Annotated in this window: 16 protein-coding genes; 1 reads left to right on the forward strand and 15 read right to left on the reverse strand. The window is 56.4% G+C overall.

What is annotated here, in order from left to right:
- Positions 1-3: 3 nt before the first annotated feature.
- The 15 genes from lgt to aspS form a co-directional block, all read right to left on the reverse strand.
- The gene (lgt, locus tag QP503_RS05300; protein ID WP_103632594.1) at positions 4-933 is read right to left on the reverse strand and encodes a prolipoprotein diacylglyceryl transferase; all 930 of its coding nucleotides are present in this window, start codon (positions 931-933) and stop codon (positions 4-6) included.
- Entirely contained in the window at positions 930-1,739 is an 810-nt protein-coding gene (trpA, locus tag QP503_RS05305) for a tryptophan synthase subunit alpha (protein ID WP_006681080.1), read from the reverse strand. The genes lgt and trpA overlap by 4 nt, the downstream gene beginning before the upstream one ends.
- A complete protein-coding gene (gene trpB, locus QP503_RS05310) occupies positions 1,736-3,037 on the reverse strand; it encodes a tryptophan synthase subunit beta (RefSeq protein WP_103632593.1) in 1,302 nt (433 codons plus the stop codon). The genes trpA and trpB overlap by 4 nt, the downstream gene beginning before the upstream one ends.
- A gap of 1 nt (position 3,038) precedes the next feature.
- Positions 3,039-3,884: an indole-3-glycerol phosphate synthase TrpC gene (trpC, locus tag QP503_RS05315; protein WP_103632592.1), complete on the reverse strand. Its 846-nt coding sequence runs from the start codon at positions 3,882-3,884 to the stop codon at positions 3,039-3,041.
- 84 nt (positions 3,885-3,968) lie between these two features.
- Positions 3,969-4,334, reverse strand: a complete 366-nt coding sequence (gene hisI, locus QP503_RS05320; RefSeq protein ID WP_103632591.1) for a phosphoribosyl-AMP cyclohydrolase — start codon at positions 4,332-4,334, stop codon at positions 3,969-3,971.
- A gap of 136 nt (positions 4,335-4,470) precedes the next feature.
- Positions 4,471-5,178: a prepilin peptidase gene (locus QP503_RS05325; protein ID WP_006681084.1), complete on the reverse strand. Its 708-nt coding sequence runs from the start codon at positions 5,176-5,178 to the stop codon at positions 4,471-4,473.
- Positions 5,175-6,002 (reverse strand): shikimate dehydrogenase, encoded by an 828-nt coding sequence (locus QP503_RS05330; RefSeq protein ID WP_006681085.1) that lies wholly within the window; start codon positions 6,000-6,002, stop codon positions 5,175-5,177. The genes QP503_RS05325 and QP503_RS05330 overlap by 4 nt, the downstream gene beginning before the upstream one ends.
- Before the next feature lie 4 nt (positions 6,003-6,006).
- The gene (gene mltG, locus QP503_RS05335) at positions 6,007-7,284 is read right to left on the reverse strand and encodes an endolytic transglycosylase MltG (protein ID WP_103632590.1); all 1,278 of its coding nucleotides are present in this window, start codon (positions 7,282-7,284) and stop codon (positions 6,007-6,009) included.
- Positions 7,281-7,763: a Holliday junction resolvase RuvX gene (gene ruvX, locus QP503_RS05340; RefSeq protein ID WP_103632589.1), complete on the reverse strand. Its 483-nt coding sequence runs from the start codon at positions 7,761-7,763 to the stop codon at positions 7,281-7,283. Before ruvX ends, mltG begins: the two co-directional genes overlap by 4 nt.
- Positions 7,760-10,462: an alanine--tRNA ligase gene (gene alaS, locus QP503_RS05345; RefSeq protein ID WP_103632588.1), complete on the reverse strand. Its 2,703-nt coding sequence runs from the start codon at positions 10,460-10,462 to the stop codon at positions 7,760-7,762. Before alaS ends, ruvX begins: the two co-directional genes overlap by 4 nt.
- A 107-nt stretch (positions 10,463-10,569) precedes the next feature.
- Positions 10,570-11,193: a 30S ribosomal protein S4 gene (rpsD, locus tag QP503_RS05350; protein WP_040318548.1), complete on the reverse strand. Its 624-nt coding sequence runs from the start codon at positions 11,191-11,193 to the stop codon at positions 10,570-10,572.
- 123 nt (positions 11,194-11,316) lie between these two features.
- Complete coding sequence (locus QP503_RS05355; protein WP_103632621.1) at positions 11,317-12,660, reverse strand: replication-associated recombination protein A; 1,344 nt, start codon at positions 12,658-12,660, stop codon at positions 11,317-11,319.
- 5 nt (positions 12,661-12,665) lie between these two features.
- Positions 12,666-13,685: a hypothetical protein gene (locus tag QP503_RS05360; RefSeq protein WP_285067384.1), complete on the reverse strand. Its 1,020-nt coding sequence runs from the start codon at positions 13,683-13,685 to the stop codon at positions 12,666-12,668.
- A 72-nt stretch (positions 13,686-13,757) separates the two neighbouring features.
- A complete protein-coding gene (locus QP503_RS05365; RefSeq protein ID WP_285067383.1) occupies positions 13,758-14,375 on the reverse strand; it encodes an L-threonylcarbamoyladenylate synthase in 618 nt (205 codons plus the stop codon).
- A 220-nt stretch (positions 14,376-14,595) separates the two neighbouring features.
- A complete protein-coding gene (gene aspS, locus QP503_RS05370) occupies positions 14,596-16,413 on the reverse strand; it encodes an aspartate--tRNA ligase (RefSeq protein ID WP_006681093.1) in 1,818 nt (605 codons plus the stop codon).
- 121 nt (positions 16,414-16,534) lie between these two features.
- Here aspS and QP503_RS05375 point away from each other — a divergent pair, with 121 nt between their 5' ends.
- On the forward strand, positions 16,535-17,911 hold the full coding sequence (locus QP503_RS05375; RefSeq protein ID WP_285084242.1) for an MFS transporter: 1,377 nt from the start codon (positions 16,535-16,537) through the stop codon (positions 17,909-17,911).
- Positions 17,912-17,923: the final 12 nt, after the last annotated feature.

The following is a 17,923-nucleotide window of genomic DNA, read 5'->3' on the forward strand; positions in this document are numbered from 1 at the left end:
AGTCTACCGTGATTGGGCGTCAAAACTCTTATCCTGGGATTCAATTTCAAGGTGATCGTTCCCATGTTCAGCGATTTTAGAAGCGTTTTCGCCACTTTCAGCAGGCACGAAGCGTTCGTCGCCCTGCAAGATAGTGGATCGTCCCAGTCTCCCGGCAACGAAGTAGACAATGAGGCCTAGCGCAAAAATGGCGAGCGATGTCCATACGTTCAGGCGCACTCCGAAGAAGGTGTGAGCCGTGTCGATGCGCATCATTTCAATCCAGCTTCGTCCAAGTGGATATGCGATCAGGTAGAGCGCGAACACCTGTCCAGAGGCGAAACGGAAACGACGATCGCACCACACGATGATTGCTGCCATCGTCAAATTCCACAGGCACTCATAGAGGAATGTTGGGTGAAACAGGGTTCCCGAGGCAAAACCATCGGGCAGATGCGCGTCGTCGATCTGCAAACCCCATGGCAACGTCGTGGGGCCACCGAAAAGCTCTTGATTGAACCAGTTCCCCCAGCGACCAATGGCCTGGGCGACCAGTAATGCTGGTGCAAGCGAATCAGCAAGCGGGCCAAGGCGCTTCCCGGAACGTTTCACTGCAATCCAAGCGCCGACTGCACCCAGAGCGACACCGCCCCAGATGCCCAAGCCACCTTCCCAGATTTGAATGATTCGAGCCGGATCACCGTTTGGACCAAAGTAGGCTTCGGGTGATGTGAAGACATGGTACAGGCGAGCTCCGATAATACCGATCGGGATCGCCCAAAGGGCCACGTCATACATCAGTTCAGGGTCACCGCCACGTTGTGCGTAGCGCTTGGACGTCCAGTAGACGGCGATAAACATGCCGATAACGATGATTAATCCGTACGCGCGTAGCGGTAGCGGACCGATGTACCAGACACCCTGCGACGGCGAAGGGATGGAGGCGCTGATCACAATCGGGCTCCTTTCACTCCTGAAACCAAGTCGTGAGCACGTTCTTCAAGAAGACGAAGGCCGCGGTCAATTGGCTCGTTAAACAGTGTCTTCACCAGTGCGGAGCCCACGATAACGCCGTCGGCGTACGCACCGATTTCTTTCGCCTGCTGGCCGTTCGAAATACCAAGACCAACGCACACGCGCTGAGCCCCGGCATCTCGCGTGCGTTCAACGAGGTCCTTGACGTGCTCTCCCACGGATGCGCGAGCACCGGTAACCCCCATTGTCGAGGCAGCGTACACCCAGCCTTCGCTATGCGCACTGATCAGTTCCAACCGGCGCCTCGGAGACGAGGGGGCGACAAGGTACGTGCGCTCCAAGCCGTATTCTTCTGCGCTTGCTTCCCACTGCGCCCCTTCTTCTGGAGGAAGGTCGGGGGTAATCAGACCGGAACCACCCGCAGTAGCAAAATCACGGGCAAAGCGCTCCACCCCCCACCACTCGACAGGATTCCAGTAGGTCATCACCGCGGTGGTCAGTCCATAACTGGTCAGTTCTTCAACAGCTCGAAACAGATCTTCAAGGTGAGTACCGTGTTCAAGAGCAGCAACTGTTGCCTTCTGAATCGTGGGTCCATCCATTCCTGGATCGGAATAGGGGAAGCCCAGTTCTAGTACGTCAAAACCACAATCTGCAAGGACTTTGCCCGCTCGAATGGAATTATCAACCGACGGAAAACCAACGGGAAGGTATCCGATGAGAGCTGCGTCGCCTCGTGAATGAGCTTCGTCGATGCGATGCCCAGCTTTCAATTCTTTGCTCACTTGCCCGCCTCTTCATCATCGTCCAACTGGGAAATGCCAGTCGAACCGGCACTGGGGTCAATCACTTGACGAGTCGCATGACCCAAGTTGAACCACTTCGATGCCGTGTCCACGTCTTTATCTCCGCGTCCCGACACAGTGACAATGGCAATCGGACCTTCACCTTCAGCAAAGGGACCGCCGTTTTCGCAAACCTTCTGCGCGGCCCACTGGCGGATACCTGCAAGAGCATGCGAAGACTCAATTGCGGGAATAATACCCTCGGTGCGCGATAGCAACCGGAAAGCATCCATCGCATCGGCATCGTTGATGGGAATGTAGCGAGCGCGACCGATCGCAGCGAGCCACGAATGTTCGGGGCCAACACCCGGGTAGTCGAGACCCGCCGAAATCGAATGTGATTCCTTCGTTTGACCGTCTCGTTCTTGAAGCAGGTACGTGCGGGCTCCGTGAAGAACACCGGTTTCATTCGCGGTAATCGAAGCGGCATGGCGACCGGTCTCAACCCCGTCTCCACCAGCTTCGCACCCGAGTAGTTCGACATCGGGATCGTCGAGGAATGCGGTGAAAGTACCGATTGCGTTCGAACCACCACCGATACATGCGCAGACGATGTCCGGCAAACGGCCTTCCATTGCCAGAAGCTGTGCTCGAGCCTCATCACCAATCACTCGCTGTAAATCACGAACAAGTTCCGGGAATGGATGAGGACCAGCCGCGGTACCGAAGATGTAGTTGGTTGTAGCTTCGTTCGTCACCCAATCGCGGAATGCTTCATTGATTGCATCCTTCAGAGTCTTCGAACCGGATGCTACGGCGACAACTTCCGCCCCAAGCATCTGCATTCGAGCAACATTCAGTGCTTGACGTCGAGTATCTTCTTCGCCCATGTAGACGGTGCACTCCAAGCCAAGAAGCGCCGCTGCAGTGGCGGTCGCAACACCGTGTTGCCCGGCACCGGTTTCAGCGATGACTCGGGTTTTGCCCAGTTCCTTCGTCAAAAGAGCTTGGCCAAGCACGTTGTTGATCTTGTGCGAGCCCGTATGATTCAAGTCTTCGCGCTTCAAAAAGACGCGCACTCCCCCAAGCTCGCGGGAGAAACGAGGCGCCTCGGTCAGCAAAGACGGACGACCCGCATACCCAACAAACAGGTCACGAAGACGCTTCTGGAACGCAGGATCGGGCCATAAGCGCTTCCACTCACGTTCAATAACCTCGAGTGGTCCCATCAATGATTCGGCGACAAACCGTCCACCGAATTGGCCAAAGTAGGGGCCTTGAACGTTTGACAGTGCCACGTTACTTCTCCTCTAGAGCGGCGCGAACGCGCGCCTTACGGTCGGTCAGGAGAGCCGGATGAGAGCCGGCACATACCATGTCACGAATGGAGGACAACGGATCACCGCTGGTCACCAGAGCCTCTCCGACGAGAACAGCATCAGCACCCCACTTGGCGTATTCGAAAACGTCGTGGGGGCCTCGTACACCTGACTCCGCGACGGCGACAACGTCAGCTGGAATCACATCAATCACCTGGTTAACGGTGTCGCGGTCAACTTCAAGGGTCTTCAGATCTCGAGCATTGACCCCGATAATCCGTGCTCCCGCTTCGAGCGCTCGCAACGCCTCAAGACGCGAATGCGTTTCAACCAGAGCATTCATCCCCAGCGAATGGACGCGTTCCAGAAGCGAGACAAGTGCCGGCTGTTCAAGTGCGGCGACAATCAAGAGGACGAGGTCCGCTCCATGTGCCCGCGCCTCGTGAATCTGATACGGAGTAACAATAAAATCCTTGCGGAGCACTGGAATATCCACTGCGGCACGCACTGCATCAAGGTCAGCGAGGGAGCCAGAGAAACGACGTTTTTCCGTTAGAACAGAAATGGCGGTTGCGCCACCTTCTTCGTAGATCGACGCAAGACGCGCAGGATCAGGAATATCAGCAAGAGCGCCCCTTGACGGAGAGGAACGCTTCACTTCGGAAATAATCGATACGGCGCCTTCGCGTTCCTTGAAGGCTGCGAATGCGTCATGGGCATCGGGGGCACGCAGTGCACGTCGCTTGATTTCGTCCATGGGGACGTGGGCCTCGCGCAAGGCAAGATCTTCACGGACACCTGCGATGATGTCATCTAAGACTGTCATGATTGCGCTCCTTCGCCACTACCGTCGTCAATTCGATGCTAGTGGGTACTAGCAGAGATACTGAAATGGGCTCATCATGTGTGCTCATACGTCACCTCGCTGACCGATGACTGCACCAAGGTCACCGCCTTCTTCGAAACAGGAACGCTTCCCCGTGTGACAGGCAACCCCAACCTGGTCCACTTCGATGAGCAACGCATCGCCGTCACAATCAAGACTGACAGCCTTCACAAACTGGAGGTGTCCGGACGTATCACCTTTGCGCCAATACTCTTGGCGACTTCGCGACCAGAAGGTCACTCGCCCTGTCGTCAGCGTCCGATGAAGAGCCTCGTCATCCATCCACCCAAGCATTAAAACTTCACGGGTATCCCACTGCTGAACGACAGCAGCAACAAGACCGGCAGAATTACGCTTTAAACGCTGAGCAATCGAAGGATCTAAAGTCATTCATCTATCTTGACACGAACAGGTCAACACGACCTCTGCCGTTCATTCTCCGGCTATAACGCCATCGCACACATCGAAGCGACCGGCCTCGTACCCTCAAAAAGAATGCAGTCAACTGCGTAGGCGAAAGAACCGCCTACTGCCACTGAAGAATCGCACCCCAGCCGATATACCCACCGGCAGCACCAAGAATCAGCCACGGTCCAAGAGGTATCCGCGCCCCGGTCCCCGCATTGCCGACGACCAATCGCCACAACGCGGCGCCACCGGCCAAAACGAAGGAAATAATCAAACCACCGTAGGCAGCTTGGATACCAACGCACCCAAGCAACGCTCCAAGGACAGGAGCAATCTTCACGTCGCCAAAACCGACACCGCCCGGGATCCTAGAAAGGATCCACAAGGGAACCGCCCAAATTGCCATCGACAGGACAATACGCACGATCACTTTCACGGGCGTTTCCGAGTGAAAAATCATGCCCAGCGCACCGAAGGTCACGCCGATCGCCATCGTAGCCGTGTATGCGTTGGGAAGCTTGTGCGTTCGAGCATCAACCAAAGCAGAGAGCGCCCCAATCATCGCAACCGACACAATAGCCGGTGCCGACGGTTTCAGTTGCAGCGTCACAATCGTTGCAGCCCCAAACAAAGCGGAGGTCCACACGATACCCGTGCGCTTATACGGTGTCAGCGTCGCTTCAATGAAATATCGGCGTTGGACGCGCCAGCCGTAGCGCCACAGCCAATAGATGATGATCAGCCATGTTGCGAGTGCTAACGCAAGCGACAAGTCCTGGACCGTTGTTGCTTCACGGACGCGCAGAAGACTTAAAAAATCGCTCATTGAGGAATCACCTGACGCATCGCCTCCACATCAGCGTTCTTCCCCGTCATTAGCTGAACCTGAAGATGCGCTTGATGAAGAAGCATCTCGACACCGTAGACAACGCACGCGCCATTGGCTTCATACACCTGTACAAGCTGCGTGTCACGAGGCGAATAAATGACATCAAGCAGACACTGATCGGTTCTCGGGCTCAATTGCTTGGCAATATCATCGCCAATATGTGCGGGCAACGTAGAGATGAGGATGTCTGCCGAAGCGATCTCATGCATCACTCGTTCATGATCGCTGAAAAGAACCTGGTCAATCTCAACACCCAACCGCGTTGCTGCCACAACAATCGAACCCGGTCCGCCAAAACGACGCGCGATCACAGTTGTGCGAGTGATACCAAGCGTGCCCAAGGCTGCAAGGGACGAGGCCGCCGTCGCTCCACTGCCCAAGATCACTGCAGAATGCGGCGCATCACACCCCCTGCGCGCTCGAGCCTGATCGATAGCCATCACGATCCCGTGCACATCGGTGTTAAAACCGGTCAACACGCCTGCCGATGGGACAACGGTATTCACACTTCCAACCGCTTGGGCCAAAGGATCGCAGACATCAATCAAAGACATGATGTCCTGTTTGCACGGCATGGTCACGGAAAGACCGAGGCACCCTGAATCGAGCGAGGACAGGAAAGACGGCAACGTTTCTTTCGTGACCTCGATTGTGCGGTACGTCCAATCAGAACCCACGCCGACAGAATCCCACGCTGCCCTGTGCAAAAGAGGCGATAGTGAGTGCTCAATGGGTGAGCCGATTACGCCAGCCCAACTCATTGTGTCAGCACTTCCCGGGGTGAGCTTCGCAGTAGTCCTTGAATTTCTTCTGATTGGCTTCGTGATCGGCCAGCGTTGAAGCAAACACCGTCTCACCCGTATCCAAATCAATGGTCACATAGTACAGCCAGTCGCCATCCGCAGGATGCATCACGGCCTTGATTGCTGCTTCACTGGGCTGAGCGATCGGGCTCGGAGGAATCCCCTTATGAAGGTATGTGTTGTACGGGTTCTCATCCAGCAGATCGGAAGCAGTTGGTACGCCACCGGTTTTACCAACTCCGTAAAGAACCGTTGAGTCCATTTGGAGCAAGCCACGAGTCTCGTTTTCAGTATCAGCAAGGCGATTTTCAATCACTCGAGCGACCTTGGGCAGGTACTCGTCGAGATTCACTTCACGTTCGAGAATTGAAGCCTTGTTCAAAACAATTTCGCGCTGGTCTTCAGCGACACCGGCACTATCGAGCGTGGAAATCGTAGTGGCAACCATCTGGGCAACCAGAGTCACCGGAGTATCCGAAGACGCCACTTCGTATGAACCCGGAGCAAGCCACCCCTCAACGTTTCCCCCAGCCACATCGGGCAAACCAATAGCGCTGGCATCTTCAAATGCTGCGGTGACATCATCAAAGCTGAAATCGGTGACAGATGAAATACGCTCGGCAATTTCTGCCTTGGTTTGACCCGGAGTGACAGTCACCGTGTTATCAGACCTATTAGCGTCATCAAGCAATGCGGCAACCGCATCAGACGCCCTCATCTGCATTTTCAGCGTGTATGTGCCCGGACGGATCATTGTGGCTGCTTTATTCGCGTCATACGAGCGGATAAAGGCTGCAACGCTCTTGACGACGTCAGCATCAACCAGTGACTGACCGATTTCGGCACCTGTTTCGCCGACATCGATCGTCACTTCAACAGAGCCTGAACCTGGACCTGGATAGTCATCGTCCAATTGCGAGAAGGAAGATGAAGGCGCGGTCAGTTGGCGTACGGCATACACTGCTGCACCGCCAATGAGAGCAATAACGATTGCCAGGATAATGAACGCGCGGATACGACGATTACGCTTACGACGGCGGGCTTGACGACGTTCTAGTTCTAGGCGTCGAGAACGCATGCCGGTCGTTTCACTACTCACGGTTTCAAAAAGAGGAAGATCATTCGACTGTGGCGTTGCGGGCGGTGTCTGCGCGCGCTGGTGCGAAGCCTGAGTGCCTGCTCGTCCCTGCATATCTCGTCGTCGAGGAAATGGAGGGCGTTGCGAGTTGGGCGTCGTCACGAAAGATCCTTCCCTTCAATGATGATCTCAAGCCCTGGGGCTCGATCGCTCATTCGTTCCGCTTCAAGTGCTTGCTCAAGAATGATTTGAGCAGCCACCTGATCGACAACCGCTCGGTGTTCCCTCTCTGGAACGCCTGACTGTCGTAAGCGCGCATGCGCTTGATTTGAGGATAGCCTCTCATCAACCAATGCGACACGAACATGTGGCCTAGCTAGCTTAATTCGTCTGCCGTAGCGCCGAGCGCCTTTTGCTGAAATTCCCTCTCCACCTTTGAGATGTTTCGGCAGGCCTACGATGACTTCTAAGGCATCGTATTCGTCGATGATTGAGCAGATACGCTCAACGTCAGAACCGTCATCAGCTCGGATAACAGTTTCAACGGGCATTGTGAGTATGCCGTCCGGGTCGCAGCGACTCACTCCAACCCGGACAGTTCCAACATCAACACCGATGCGCGTTCCGCGACGAAGACTCACGAATGAGCAACCTCGCGACGGATCGCGTCAAGCGCTTCCTTGATCGCGTCGAGCTTGGTGCCACCGCCCTGTGCGATGTCATCACGGCCACCGCCGCCACCACCAAGGTGCTGGGCGACAGCGCGAACAAATGCGCCTGCCTTAGCCTTGCGCTCGCGTGCCTTCTCGTTTGTCACAACGACGATCGAGGGCTTGTCGTTCACTCGGCCGATGAGAGCGACAACAACCGGATTCGCATCGCCAAGACGATCACGAACTTCAAGAGCCAGAGTGCGCAACGCGTCAGCGGACGGCATAACGCCTGCATCATTGGCGACTACAGCAATGCCATTGAGCGACTGTGCCGTATCAGCAAACGTCTGCGCCTGAGCCAGTGCTTGCTCAGTGCGCATGCGCTCGAGTTCCTTCTCAGATTCCTTCACTCGAGCAAGCAACGAAGCAATACGATCCGGAAGCTCTTCGCTACGGCCCCCCACCATGGTCGACAGCTGGGAAACCAAAGCATGTTCCTTTGCCTGGAACGAATACGCGCCATTGCCGACAAGCGCATCAATGCGTCGCACGCCCGAACCAATGGATCCTTCACCCACGATCGTGATACGACCAATGTGGCCGGTCGTAGGAACATGGGTGCCACCGCAGAGTTCCTTATCGAAGCCGTCACCGATGGTGACAACACGGACCTCAGCACCATATTTTTCGCCGAAAAGTGCAATCGCGCCGGAAAGGCGGGCCTCTTCGATCGACATCACGTCAGTCTTGACCACGAGGTCCTCGGCAAGCTTTTCATTGACAAGGGCTTCAATGTCGTTAATCTGCGAACCCTCGAGAGCCGAGGAGTGACGGAAGTCGAAGCGTAGACGTGACGGTGAGTTCTCAGAACCAGCCTGATCGGCGTCTTCGGCAACGATTCGACGCAGACCCGCATAGACCATATGGGTTGCGGTGTGAGCGCGAGCAATCGCCAGACGACGCTCAGAGTCAACCTCTGCCCATGCCTTCGCACCAACCGTCACTACGCCTTCAGTCAGCGTGCCACGGTGAACCGACAGCCCCTTAATCGGAGCCTGGACATCGTGGACCTCGATAATGCCACCGTCTGCAAGGCGAATCTGACCGTGGTCAGCGAGCTGACCACCCATCTCAGCGTAGAACGGAGTGCGGTCAAGGACGACCTCGACCTCAGCAGGCGCCTGCGCGACGGGAGCGGGAACGGAATCAACGAGAAGAGCGGTGATCGTCGCTTCGGAGCCAAGATCTGTGTAGCCGAGGAAGGTCGAGCCACCACCCATCTGCTTCTCAATATCTTGGAAGAGGCGAACGTCGGTGTGGCCGGTCTTCTTTGCGCGAGCATCGGCGCGTGCACGGTCCTTCTGCTCCTGCATGAGAGTCTTGAAAGCATCCTCGTCAACCTTCAGGCCCTGCTCGCTTGCCATTTCAAGCGTCAAGTCAATCGGGAAGCCGTAGGTGTCATGCAGTGAGAATGCTGATTCGCCGGACAGAACGTGAGATCCAGCCTTCTTCGCATCACGAACGGCGGCGTCAAGAATCGTAGTGCCGGCGCTCAGCGTGCGACGGAATGCGTCCTCTTCGGCGTATGCGACGTCCTGAATGGTTGCCCAATTCTCGTTGAGTTCCGGGTAGGACAGGGACATGACGTTCTTCGAAGCTGTCAGCAGACTCGGCATCGTGGCCTCGTCGACGCCCAAAAGACGCATCGAACGCACCGCACGGCGGATCAGACGACGCAACACGTAGCCTCGTCCATCGTTGCCCGGACGCACGCCGTCATTGATCAGCATGAGCGCAGAACGCACATGATCTGCGACAACGCGCATACGCACATCATCGTCATAAGCGACACCCGCGCTGGGGCCTGAGGCACCCAAGCCGTACTTCTTGCCCGACATCTGCTGTGCGACATCAATGACCGGGAAGACTTCGTCGATCTCGTACATGTTCGGCTTGTCCTGCATGATGAATGCAAGACGCTCAAGGCCAGCACCCGTATCAATTGCGGTCTGGTCAAGCTTGCCAACGAGTTCGAAGTCGTGGCCTTCACCTTCGCCTCGAACAAATTCGTCGAAGACGAGGTTCCAGATTTCAAGGAAGCGGTCGCCAGCAACGTCGGCGACGGGACCGCCATCGGGGCCAAACTCAGGACCACGGTCGTAGTGGATTTCACAGCATGCGCCAGCAGGACCCGGCTGACCGGTCGACCAGGAGATCTCTTCAAACGGAAGACGCTGGATGCGCTCTGCGGGCAGGCCGATCGTCTTCGTCCAGTAGTCGAAGGAAACCTCGTCTTTTTCCCAGATGGTCATCCACAAGCGGTCGCCGTCAAGGCCGTAACCGCCCTTATCCTGCGGAGTTGTCAGCAGTTCCCACGCGTGGCTGATAGCGCCTTCCTTGAAGTAATCGCCAAAGGAGAAGTTACCGTTCATCTGGAAGAACGTACCGTGCCGCGTGGTCTTACCAACATTGTCAATATCATTCGTACGAATGCACTTCTGCACCGATGCTGCGGTCGGCCACGGAGCCGGCTCTGTTCCCAGAATGTAGGGAATAAACGGCACCATGCCCGCGACGGTGAACAGAATGGAAGGCTCCGGAGAGATCAACGAAACCGAAGGCGAAATATGGTGGCCTTTGGATTCGAAGAAGTCGAGCCAACGTGAACGAATTTCAGAGGTGCGCATGGTTCCCTATCGTAATAGGTGAGGGCCAGATAAAGCACATCTGACCAACGGGGTGAAAGAAAACAACAGAGCCCCGAGAAAAATCTCGGGGCTCTGCAAAAGTGTGATCAGCGTGAGTAGTGTTCAACGACCATCTGGACGTCACAGGTCACGGGGACTTCAGCGCGCTTCGGGCGACGAACCAAAGTGGCCTTGAGGCGCTCAAGCTCGACGTCCAGATATTCGGGAACTGCCGGCAGAACGTCACGGTGGATGCCCTGAGCAGCAATTTCGAACGGAACGGTGGTCTGCGACTTCGGCTTGACCTGGATGGTCTGACCCGGCTTCACACGGAAAGACGGACGGTCAACGATCTTGCCGTCAACCAGGATGTGACGGTGAACGACGACCTGACGTGCCTGCTGGATGGTGCGGGCGAAGCCTGCACGCAGAACCAGGGCGTCAAGACGCGTTTCAAGAAGCTCAACCAGGTTTTCACCGGTCAGGCCAGCGGTACGACGTGCTTCTTCGAAGGCGCGACGCATCTGGGATTCGCGGATGCCGTACTGAGCGCGCAGACGTTGCTTTTCCTTCAGACGAACGGCGTAGTCGGATTCTTGACGACGACGGGAGCGACCGTGCTCGCCGGGGCCGTAGGGGCGCTTCTCGAAGTAGCGGACTGCCTTCGGGGTGAGTGCAATGCCGAGGGCGCGGGATTCGCGCACCTGCTTGCGGGAACGGTTCTGTGCCATTTCCTCTATCTTTCCTGTTTCTTGTGTCATGACCACGGACTATCCGTTGGTCACGGGGTCAACTCCCAGAATTGCTTCTTTCGGCTAAGACCCCAGGTGTGCCATACAGGCAACCCGTCAAGACTACCGTAGTTTCAGTAGTTTCCTAATCACGGACAGGCGTTCAGTGATGAGTTTCTCATGCCCGTTCGTGGTTGGCTCATAGTAGCGTGCACCCTCAAGATTGTCGGGAAGATACTGCTGGGTAGCAACGTGATGCGGTTCGTCGTGCGCATAAATGTACTCTTGGCCGTGGCCCAGTCGTTTCGCTCCCCCGTAATGAGCATCGCGCAGATGCATGGGAACAGGTCCGCTCTTTCCAGCTCTCAGGTCCGCAATCGCCCTGTCAATACCAAGGTAGGCAGCGTTCGACTTCGGCGCGGTTGCGACAGCAATGACCGCTTCGGCCAAAATAATGCGCGCCTCCGGCATGCCGATCATTGCCACTGCTTGAGCCGCAGCAACGGTTGTAGATAGGACCTCGGGAGCTGCCATACCCACATCTTCCGAGGCAGCGATCATGACGCGCCTCGCAATAAAACGAGGATCCTCCCCCGCTTCTAGCATTCGCGCCAGATAGTGCAACGCCGCATCAACGTCAGAACCTCGCATCGATTTAATGAACGCCGAAGCAACGTCGTAGTGCTGATCCTGGTCCCAGCGGACAAGCGCTTGGTTCGCGGCGGTCTGCACGTGATCAAGGGTGATCGCTTGGGACTGTTGGTCGTCGGCTGCTCCAGCGGCAGCTTCCAGCAGAGTCAGTGACTTTCGTGCATCGCAGCCAGCAAGGCGTACGAGGCCCCCCATCGCGTCATCATCCAGTGTGTAAGCGCCATTCAGACCTCGTTCATCATCGAGAGCACGACGGATTAAGAGCTCAATCGCCTCTTCTTCGAGTGGCTCGAGCACCAGCAAGATCGAACGTGAGAGCAACGGCGAGATCACCGAAAACGATGGATTCTCGGTTGTTGCAGCAACGAGGGTTACCCACTGATTTTCGACAGCTGGGAGAAGAGCATCCTGCTGAGACTTCGAGAAACGATGAACTTCGTCGATGAAAAGAATGGTTCCTTCACCAGTTGACGCGGTACGCCTCTTCGCGCTGACAACAACGTCTCGAATATCTTTTACGCCAGCTGAGACCGCGGACAATTCTTCAAAATGACGACCGGATGATTGAGCAACAAGGTAGGCAAGTGTGGTTTTACCAGTGCCCGGTGGGCCCCACAAGATCACGGAAGAAACCTGAGGAGCACCCGGTTTAACCGGAGCGAGCAACCGTCGAAGAGGCGAACCTTCTGAGAGAAGATGGCGTTGCCCAATGACTTCGTCGAGAGATGTTGGACGCATACGCACCGCAAGAGGAGCATGCGAGTTAAACTGCGGAACTCCGTCGGCAGTTAAAGAGTCGGAACTAAAAAGGTCCACGAGGTTCACTGAGTGGGCGCTGAGGCGGACAGTAGATGTGCAACGACACCACCAGCGATTAACACCATGCCACCACCGGCCGCGAAGGCTGATGCGGACAAAGCCATCGCCGCGTTCATTGCAGCACCGTTGTCGGCGTTAGCTTCGTGCGCAGCAAGAATGGCTTCCGCCGACAGTGAAGACGCCGACGACTCGCTTGATTGGGAGGAAAGAAGCTTCACTGTTGGCTGGTCAGATTGGTCTTCCGTTGAGCTTGCTTCGCTTGGAACGGGAGAAGCAAGCGTCGTTTGCTGGGCAGGAACCTGAACAGCTGGATTCGAAGCACTCCGGGCGGCCGCCGTGTTCGTCTGCGCAGAAATGGCATCAGGCAACAGTGTAGCCGGCGCTGAAGGAGTAACGGGCTCAGGAACAACCGGGGCACCGGGGGTTACGGGCTTTTCAGGCTCACTGGGAATCACTGGATCTACCGGTTGAACGGGAGTAGCAGGTTCAACGGGATCGACTGGAGTAATCGGGATTGCCTTTTGCGTAATGCCGACCCAGCGTGTGAACTCGCAAGCCTCTCCTGCACTGTGACCATCCTTGGTCAGATAGAAGACAGTGAGTTGATGAGCGGCGTTAGCTTCCCACAAAGTACCGTCAGCATTATTCGTGCCGTTAGGGATCTCAACGGGTGCCACGAAACGCTCTTTCTGCGCGTCATAGGTACCAACTGCCCACACCTTCGCGTCAAGCTTTTCGCCGGTCAGCGGGTTTGCCAGTGCTTCACTACGTTGCAAAAGGGTTCCGTTACCGTCAAGGTAGACGGCAATAAGGTGCGTTGCGTCAAGTCCACTACAACTTGAAAGGACCGTGAACGTGTCTGAGAGAGAGTCCTTTAAAAAAGGGCTGTTCGCGCTCTTTCCATCGCCCTGCGCAAACGACGGGGTAGCACAGGCTAAAACAAATCCAACCAGCACAAAAAGGAGTGCAAGAATACGCGCGAAATGCGCACGAACAGCACCAAGATGGCGTTGTAGCGCCATTCTTCCCTCCCCTTTACTCAATATGCTCCATTGAGCCTATCAGGAGAGAAGTGAGAAGGTCATACGAAGTACTTACTCAAAAAGTGAGGTATCCCCCGCACCAGCACGCGCGACCACTCCAGCACCCTGGGTGAAGTCGATCACGGTTGTGGCCTCGTCACCACCGACGGGAGCAACGATCACTAGGTCAATCAACTTACCGATGCGATCATCCACCTCGAACCCGTCGATCATCGGTTCGCTCTCACCGGGCAAAATCAGTGTCGAACACAGAAGCGGTTCGCCAAGCGCTGCAACGATCTCTTGGGTAATGACATGATCGGGAATGCGGACACCAACTGTGTGCTTCTTTTTGTTCAGCGTCATGCGAGGAATCTCTTTAGTTCCAGGCAAAATGAAAGTGTAGGCACCCGGAGTCAGAGCTTTGATCGTACGGAACTGAGAGTTATCGACGATGACAAGTTCACCCAGTTGCGCAAAAGAATGGCACAAGAGCGAGAAGTTGTGTTTCGCGTCCAAACGACGAATCGAACGAATCGTATCCATGCCAGCCTTGTTGCCGAGCTTGCAGGCAATCGCGTATCCCGAATCAGTCGGAAGCGCGATCACGCCGTCGTTGTTCAAGATCTCGACAGCTTTGTTCACGAAACGAACTTGTGGATTCTCTGGGTGCATTTCTACGTACGACATACATACAGTGTGCCCTAAATCACGCACTCATGCAGGTGAAACAGACCTACCACCTGACGAATCTGCCATGCAAGAAGTCTGGTGACACAGATGAAATCCATGGGATAAATCAGAGGGCGGTACCGAAGAGCTCAGTCTTCAGTACCGCCCTCTGCGCTCAGTTGTTCACCGGAGATGAAATTTCCACGCGAACGATAGGGGCGTCATTGGACGCGCGCTATCACTTTGATTCACCGGCCTCTTTTTTGGAGGTTTCCTCTTCGCCACGCTTCTTCGGCTGGGCATCAACACCAGCTTCCTTACGCTGCTGAGGCGTAATCGGAGCGGGAGCTTCGGTCAGCGGATCGTAGCCACCACCCGACTTCGGGAAGGCGATGACGTCGCGGATCGACTCGGACTTGGTGAGCAACGAAACGATGCGGTCCCAACCAAATGCAATGCCACCGTGTGGCGGAGCGCCGAACTTGAAGGCATCCAGCAGGAAGCCAAACTGCTCCTGGGCTTCTTCGTCGCCAATACCCATGACATTGAAGACGCGGTTCTGGATGTCACGGCGGTGGATACGGATTGATCCGCCACCAATTTCGTTGCCGTTGCAGACGATGTCGTAGGCGTAGGCAAGTGCATTGCCCGGGTCCTTGTCGAAGGAGTCCAGCCATTCGGGCTTTGGGGAAGTAAATGCGTGGTGCACCGCGGTCCATGCGGAATGGCCAAGTGCAACGTCGCCTTCTGCTTCTGCGTCGCCGGTGGGCTTGAACAGCGGAGCATCAACTACCCAGGTGAATGCCCATGCGTCGGGGTCAATCAGATCGCAACGCTTGCCAATTTCGAGGCGCGCCGCGCCGAGCAATTCGCGCGAGGGGGTCGGTTTACCCGCACCGAAGAAGATGCAGTCGCCGGGCTGAGCACCGGTTGCTTCCGCCAGTCCTTCGCGCTCAGCATCGGTGATGTTCTTGGCAACGGGGCCACCGAGGGCGCCATCTTCACCAATGGTGACGTAGGCAAGGCCCTTTGCACCGCGTGCCTTCGCCCATTCCTGCCACTTGTCAAAGGTGCGACGCGGCTGGGAAGCACCGCCGGGCATGACGACTGCGCCGACGTAGGGAGCTTGGAAGACGCGGAACGTGGTGTCTTTGAAGTATTCGGTCAGGTCAACCAGCTCGAGGCCGAAACGAAGGTCGGGCTTGTCAGAGCCGTACTTTTCCATCGCGTCCTTGTAGGTCATTCGAGGAAGCGGGGTAGGCAGGTCGTAGCCGATGAGCTTCCAGACGTTCATCATGACATCTTCGGCAACGGCAATGACGTCATCTTGGTCAACGAAGCTCATTTCGATGTCGAGCTGGGTGAATTCTGGCTGACGGTCAGCGCGGAAGTCCTCGTCACGGTAGCAACGTGCGATCTGGAAGTAGCGTTCCATACCGGCAACCATGAGCATCTGCTTGAACAGCTGCGGGGACTGTGGAAGTGCGTACCAAGAGCCGGGCGACAAACGAGCCGGGACGATGAAGTCGCGAGCACCTTCGGGGGTCGAACGCGTCAGGGTCGGGGTTTCGATTTCGACAAAGTCGTGCGTGTAGAGAGTGTCACGAGCGGCGCGCGACACCTGGGAACGAAGACGCAGCGCGTACTGTTCCGGTTCGCGACGAAGGTCGAGGTAACGGTACTTCAGGCGAGTTTCTTCGCCAACGTTGCCGGAGTCTTCTGCGTGCGCAGAGACCTGGAAAGGAAGAGGTGCGGACGTATTGAGGATTTCAATGTCGTCGCCCATCACTTCGATGGCGCCGGTGGGCAAGTGAGGGTTCTCGTTACCCTCGGGGCGAGCACACACCTCGCCGGTGACTTTGAGGACGAATTCGGAGCGGAGCTCGTGGGCGACGGATTCGTCGCGGACGACAACCTGTGCAATACCGGATGCATCGCGGAGATCGACGAATGCAACGCCGCCGTGATCACGGCGGCGATCCACCCAACCGGTCAGAGTAACGGTCTGACCGACAAGGTCGGTATTGAGGGTGCCAATGTTATGAGTGCGCAGCACGTGTCTTCCTTTCATTGTGGCCATCCGCGAGACGGGCGGCGGCACCGCGATTTTACTCCCCTTTATGCGCTCTTGTTCGCTTGCTTTGCTCGCGGGGCTCTAGGAGTGGGAAGATTCGCAGGTGACTGCTGAAGATTCCACACGCCTCAAATGGCAACCTATTGAGATTTCTTTGCTCGTAGGCTCAGTTCTTTTGATTACGCTTGCAGCGTTTGAGGGGCTTGCCACAACAACGATCATGCCGAATGTCGTTGCGGATCTGGATTCCGAAGCGTGGTTCTCAGTCGCTTCTGGCGCAGCTCTCGCAGCTCAGCTCAGCGCGACCGTCATCGCAGGAGCGCTGGCGGATTCAAAAGGGCCTCGGACGGTTCTTCTTGCAGGCTTTACCTGTTTTGTCGCCGGTCTGCTCACGTCAGCGTTCGCTCCTCACATTGCGATTTTCGTTGTCGGTCGTCTGATCCAGGGCTTGGGTGGCGGACTCATTATTGTTCCGCTGTATGTCTTCATTGGTTCGATTGCCCACGTTCATCATCGACCTTTCTTCTTCGCCGCGTTCTCTCTGTCATGGGTTCTGCCGGGCCTCGTTGGTCCCGCGATTGCTGGGTATGTCGCGCAGTACTTCGGCTGGCGCCCGGTCTTTTGGGCGGTTCCGTTCTTGGCTCTTCTTGCCGTTCTTCCCCTGATTTCTGTTCTTCGCCAGCTCGGTTCGTCCACAACGCACCCGGTGAAGAATCTGAAGCACTTGGGATTGCTCGCTGTGGTCGCGGGCACCGGTGTTCTGATGCTTCAGCTGTCGGGGGCTCTCGGTGGCATTGAACTGATCATTTTGATCATTGTGGGGCTTGTGCTCACCGGCTGGGCTCTCCCCCAGCTTCTCCCCAAGGGCGCGATGCGTTTGAAGCGTGGGATGCCCGCGGCGATTATGACGCGCCTGCTTGCCATGGGCGCTCAGGCCGGTGCGTCGGCATTCCTGCCACTTGTCTTGCAACGCGTTCACATGTGGGATGCAGATCATGCCGCTCTCGCTGTCACCATCGGTACGATCTCGTGGTCTGCCGGTGCGACTTACCAAGCTCGAGTCCACGACCCCGACCGTCGCATGCAGTTGCCCGCGATTGGCATGGCTCTGCTGACGTTTGGTCTTGTCCCGATTCTGTTCCTTGTGATTGCGTCGTGGCCCGTGTGGCCGGCGCTCGTCGGCTGGTTTGTTGCCGGGTTTGGCACGGGACTCATGCACTCGACACTCTCAGTGCTGACACTGGGGCTTACCGATACTTCGGAGCACGGTAAAGTTGCATCGTGGCTTCAGGTCGCCGACGCCGCGGGTGCATCAATCGAACTCGCGTTAGTGTCGATTGCCTTCGCTCTCTTCGCGCTGGTCATGCCAGTAGGGCCCCTCTCCTACTTGGCCTCCCCCGTTATCACCCTGATCGTCACCGTGGTCGCTCTTGTCGCATCATTGCGAATCAAGGGTGGCGATGCCCCTTCGGCTTCGTAGTTATTTCGCCGT

The organism is Pauljensenia sp. UMB0895 (assembly GCF_030218905.1).
GTDB lineage: Bacteria > Actinomycetota > Actinomycetes > Actinomycetales > Actinomycetaceae > Pauljensenia > Pauljensenia turicensis_A.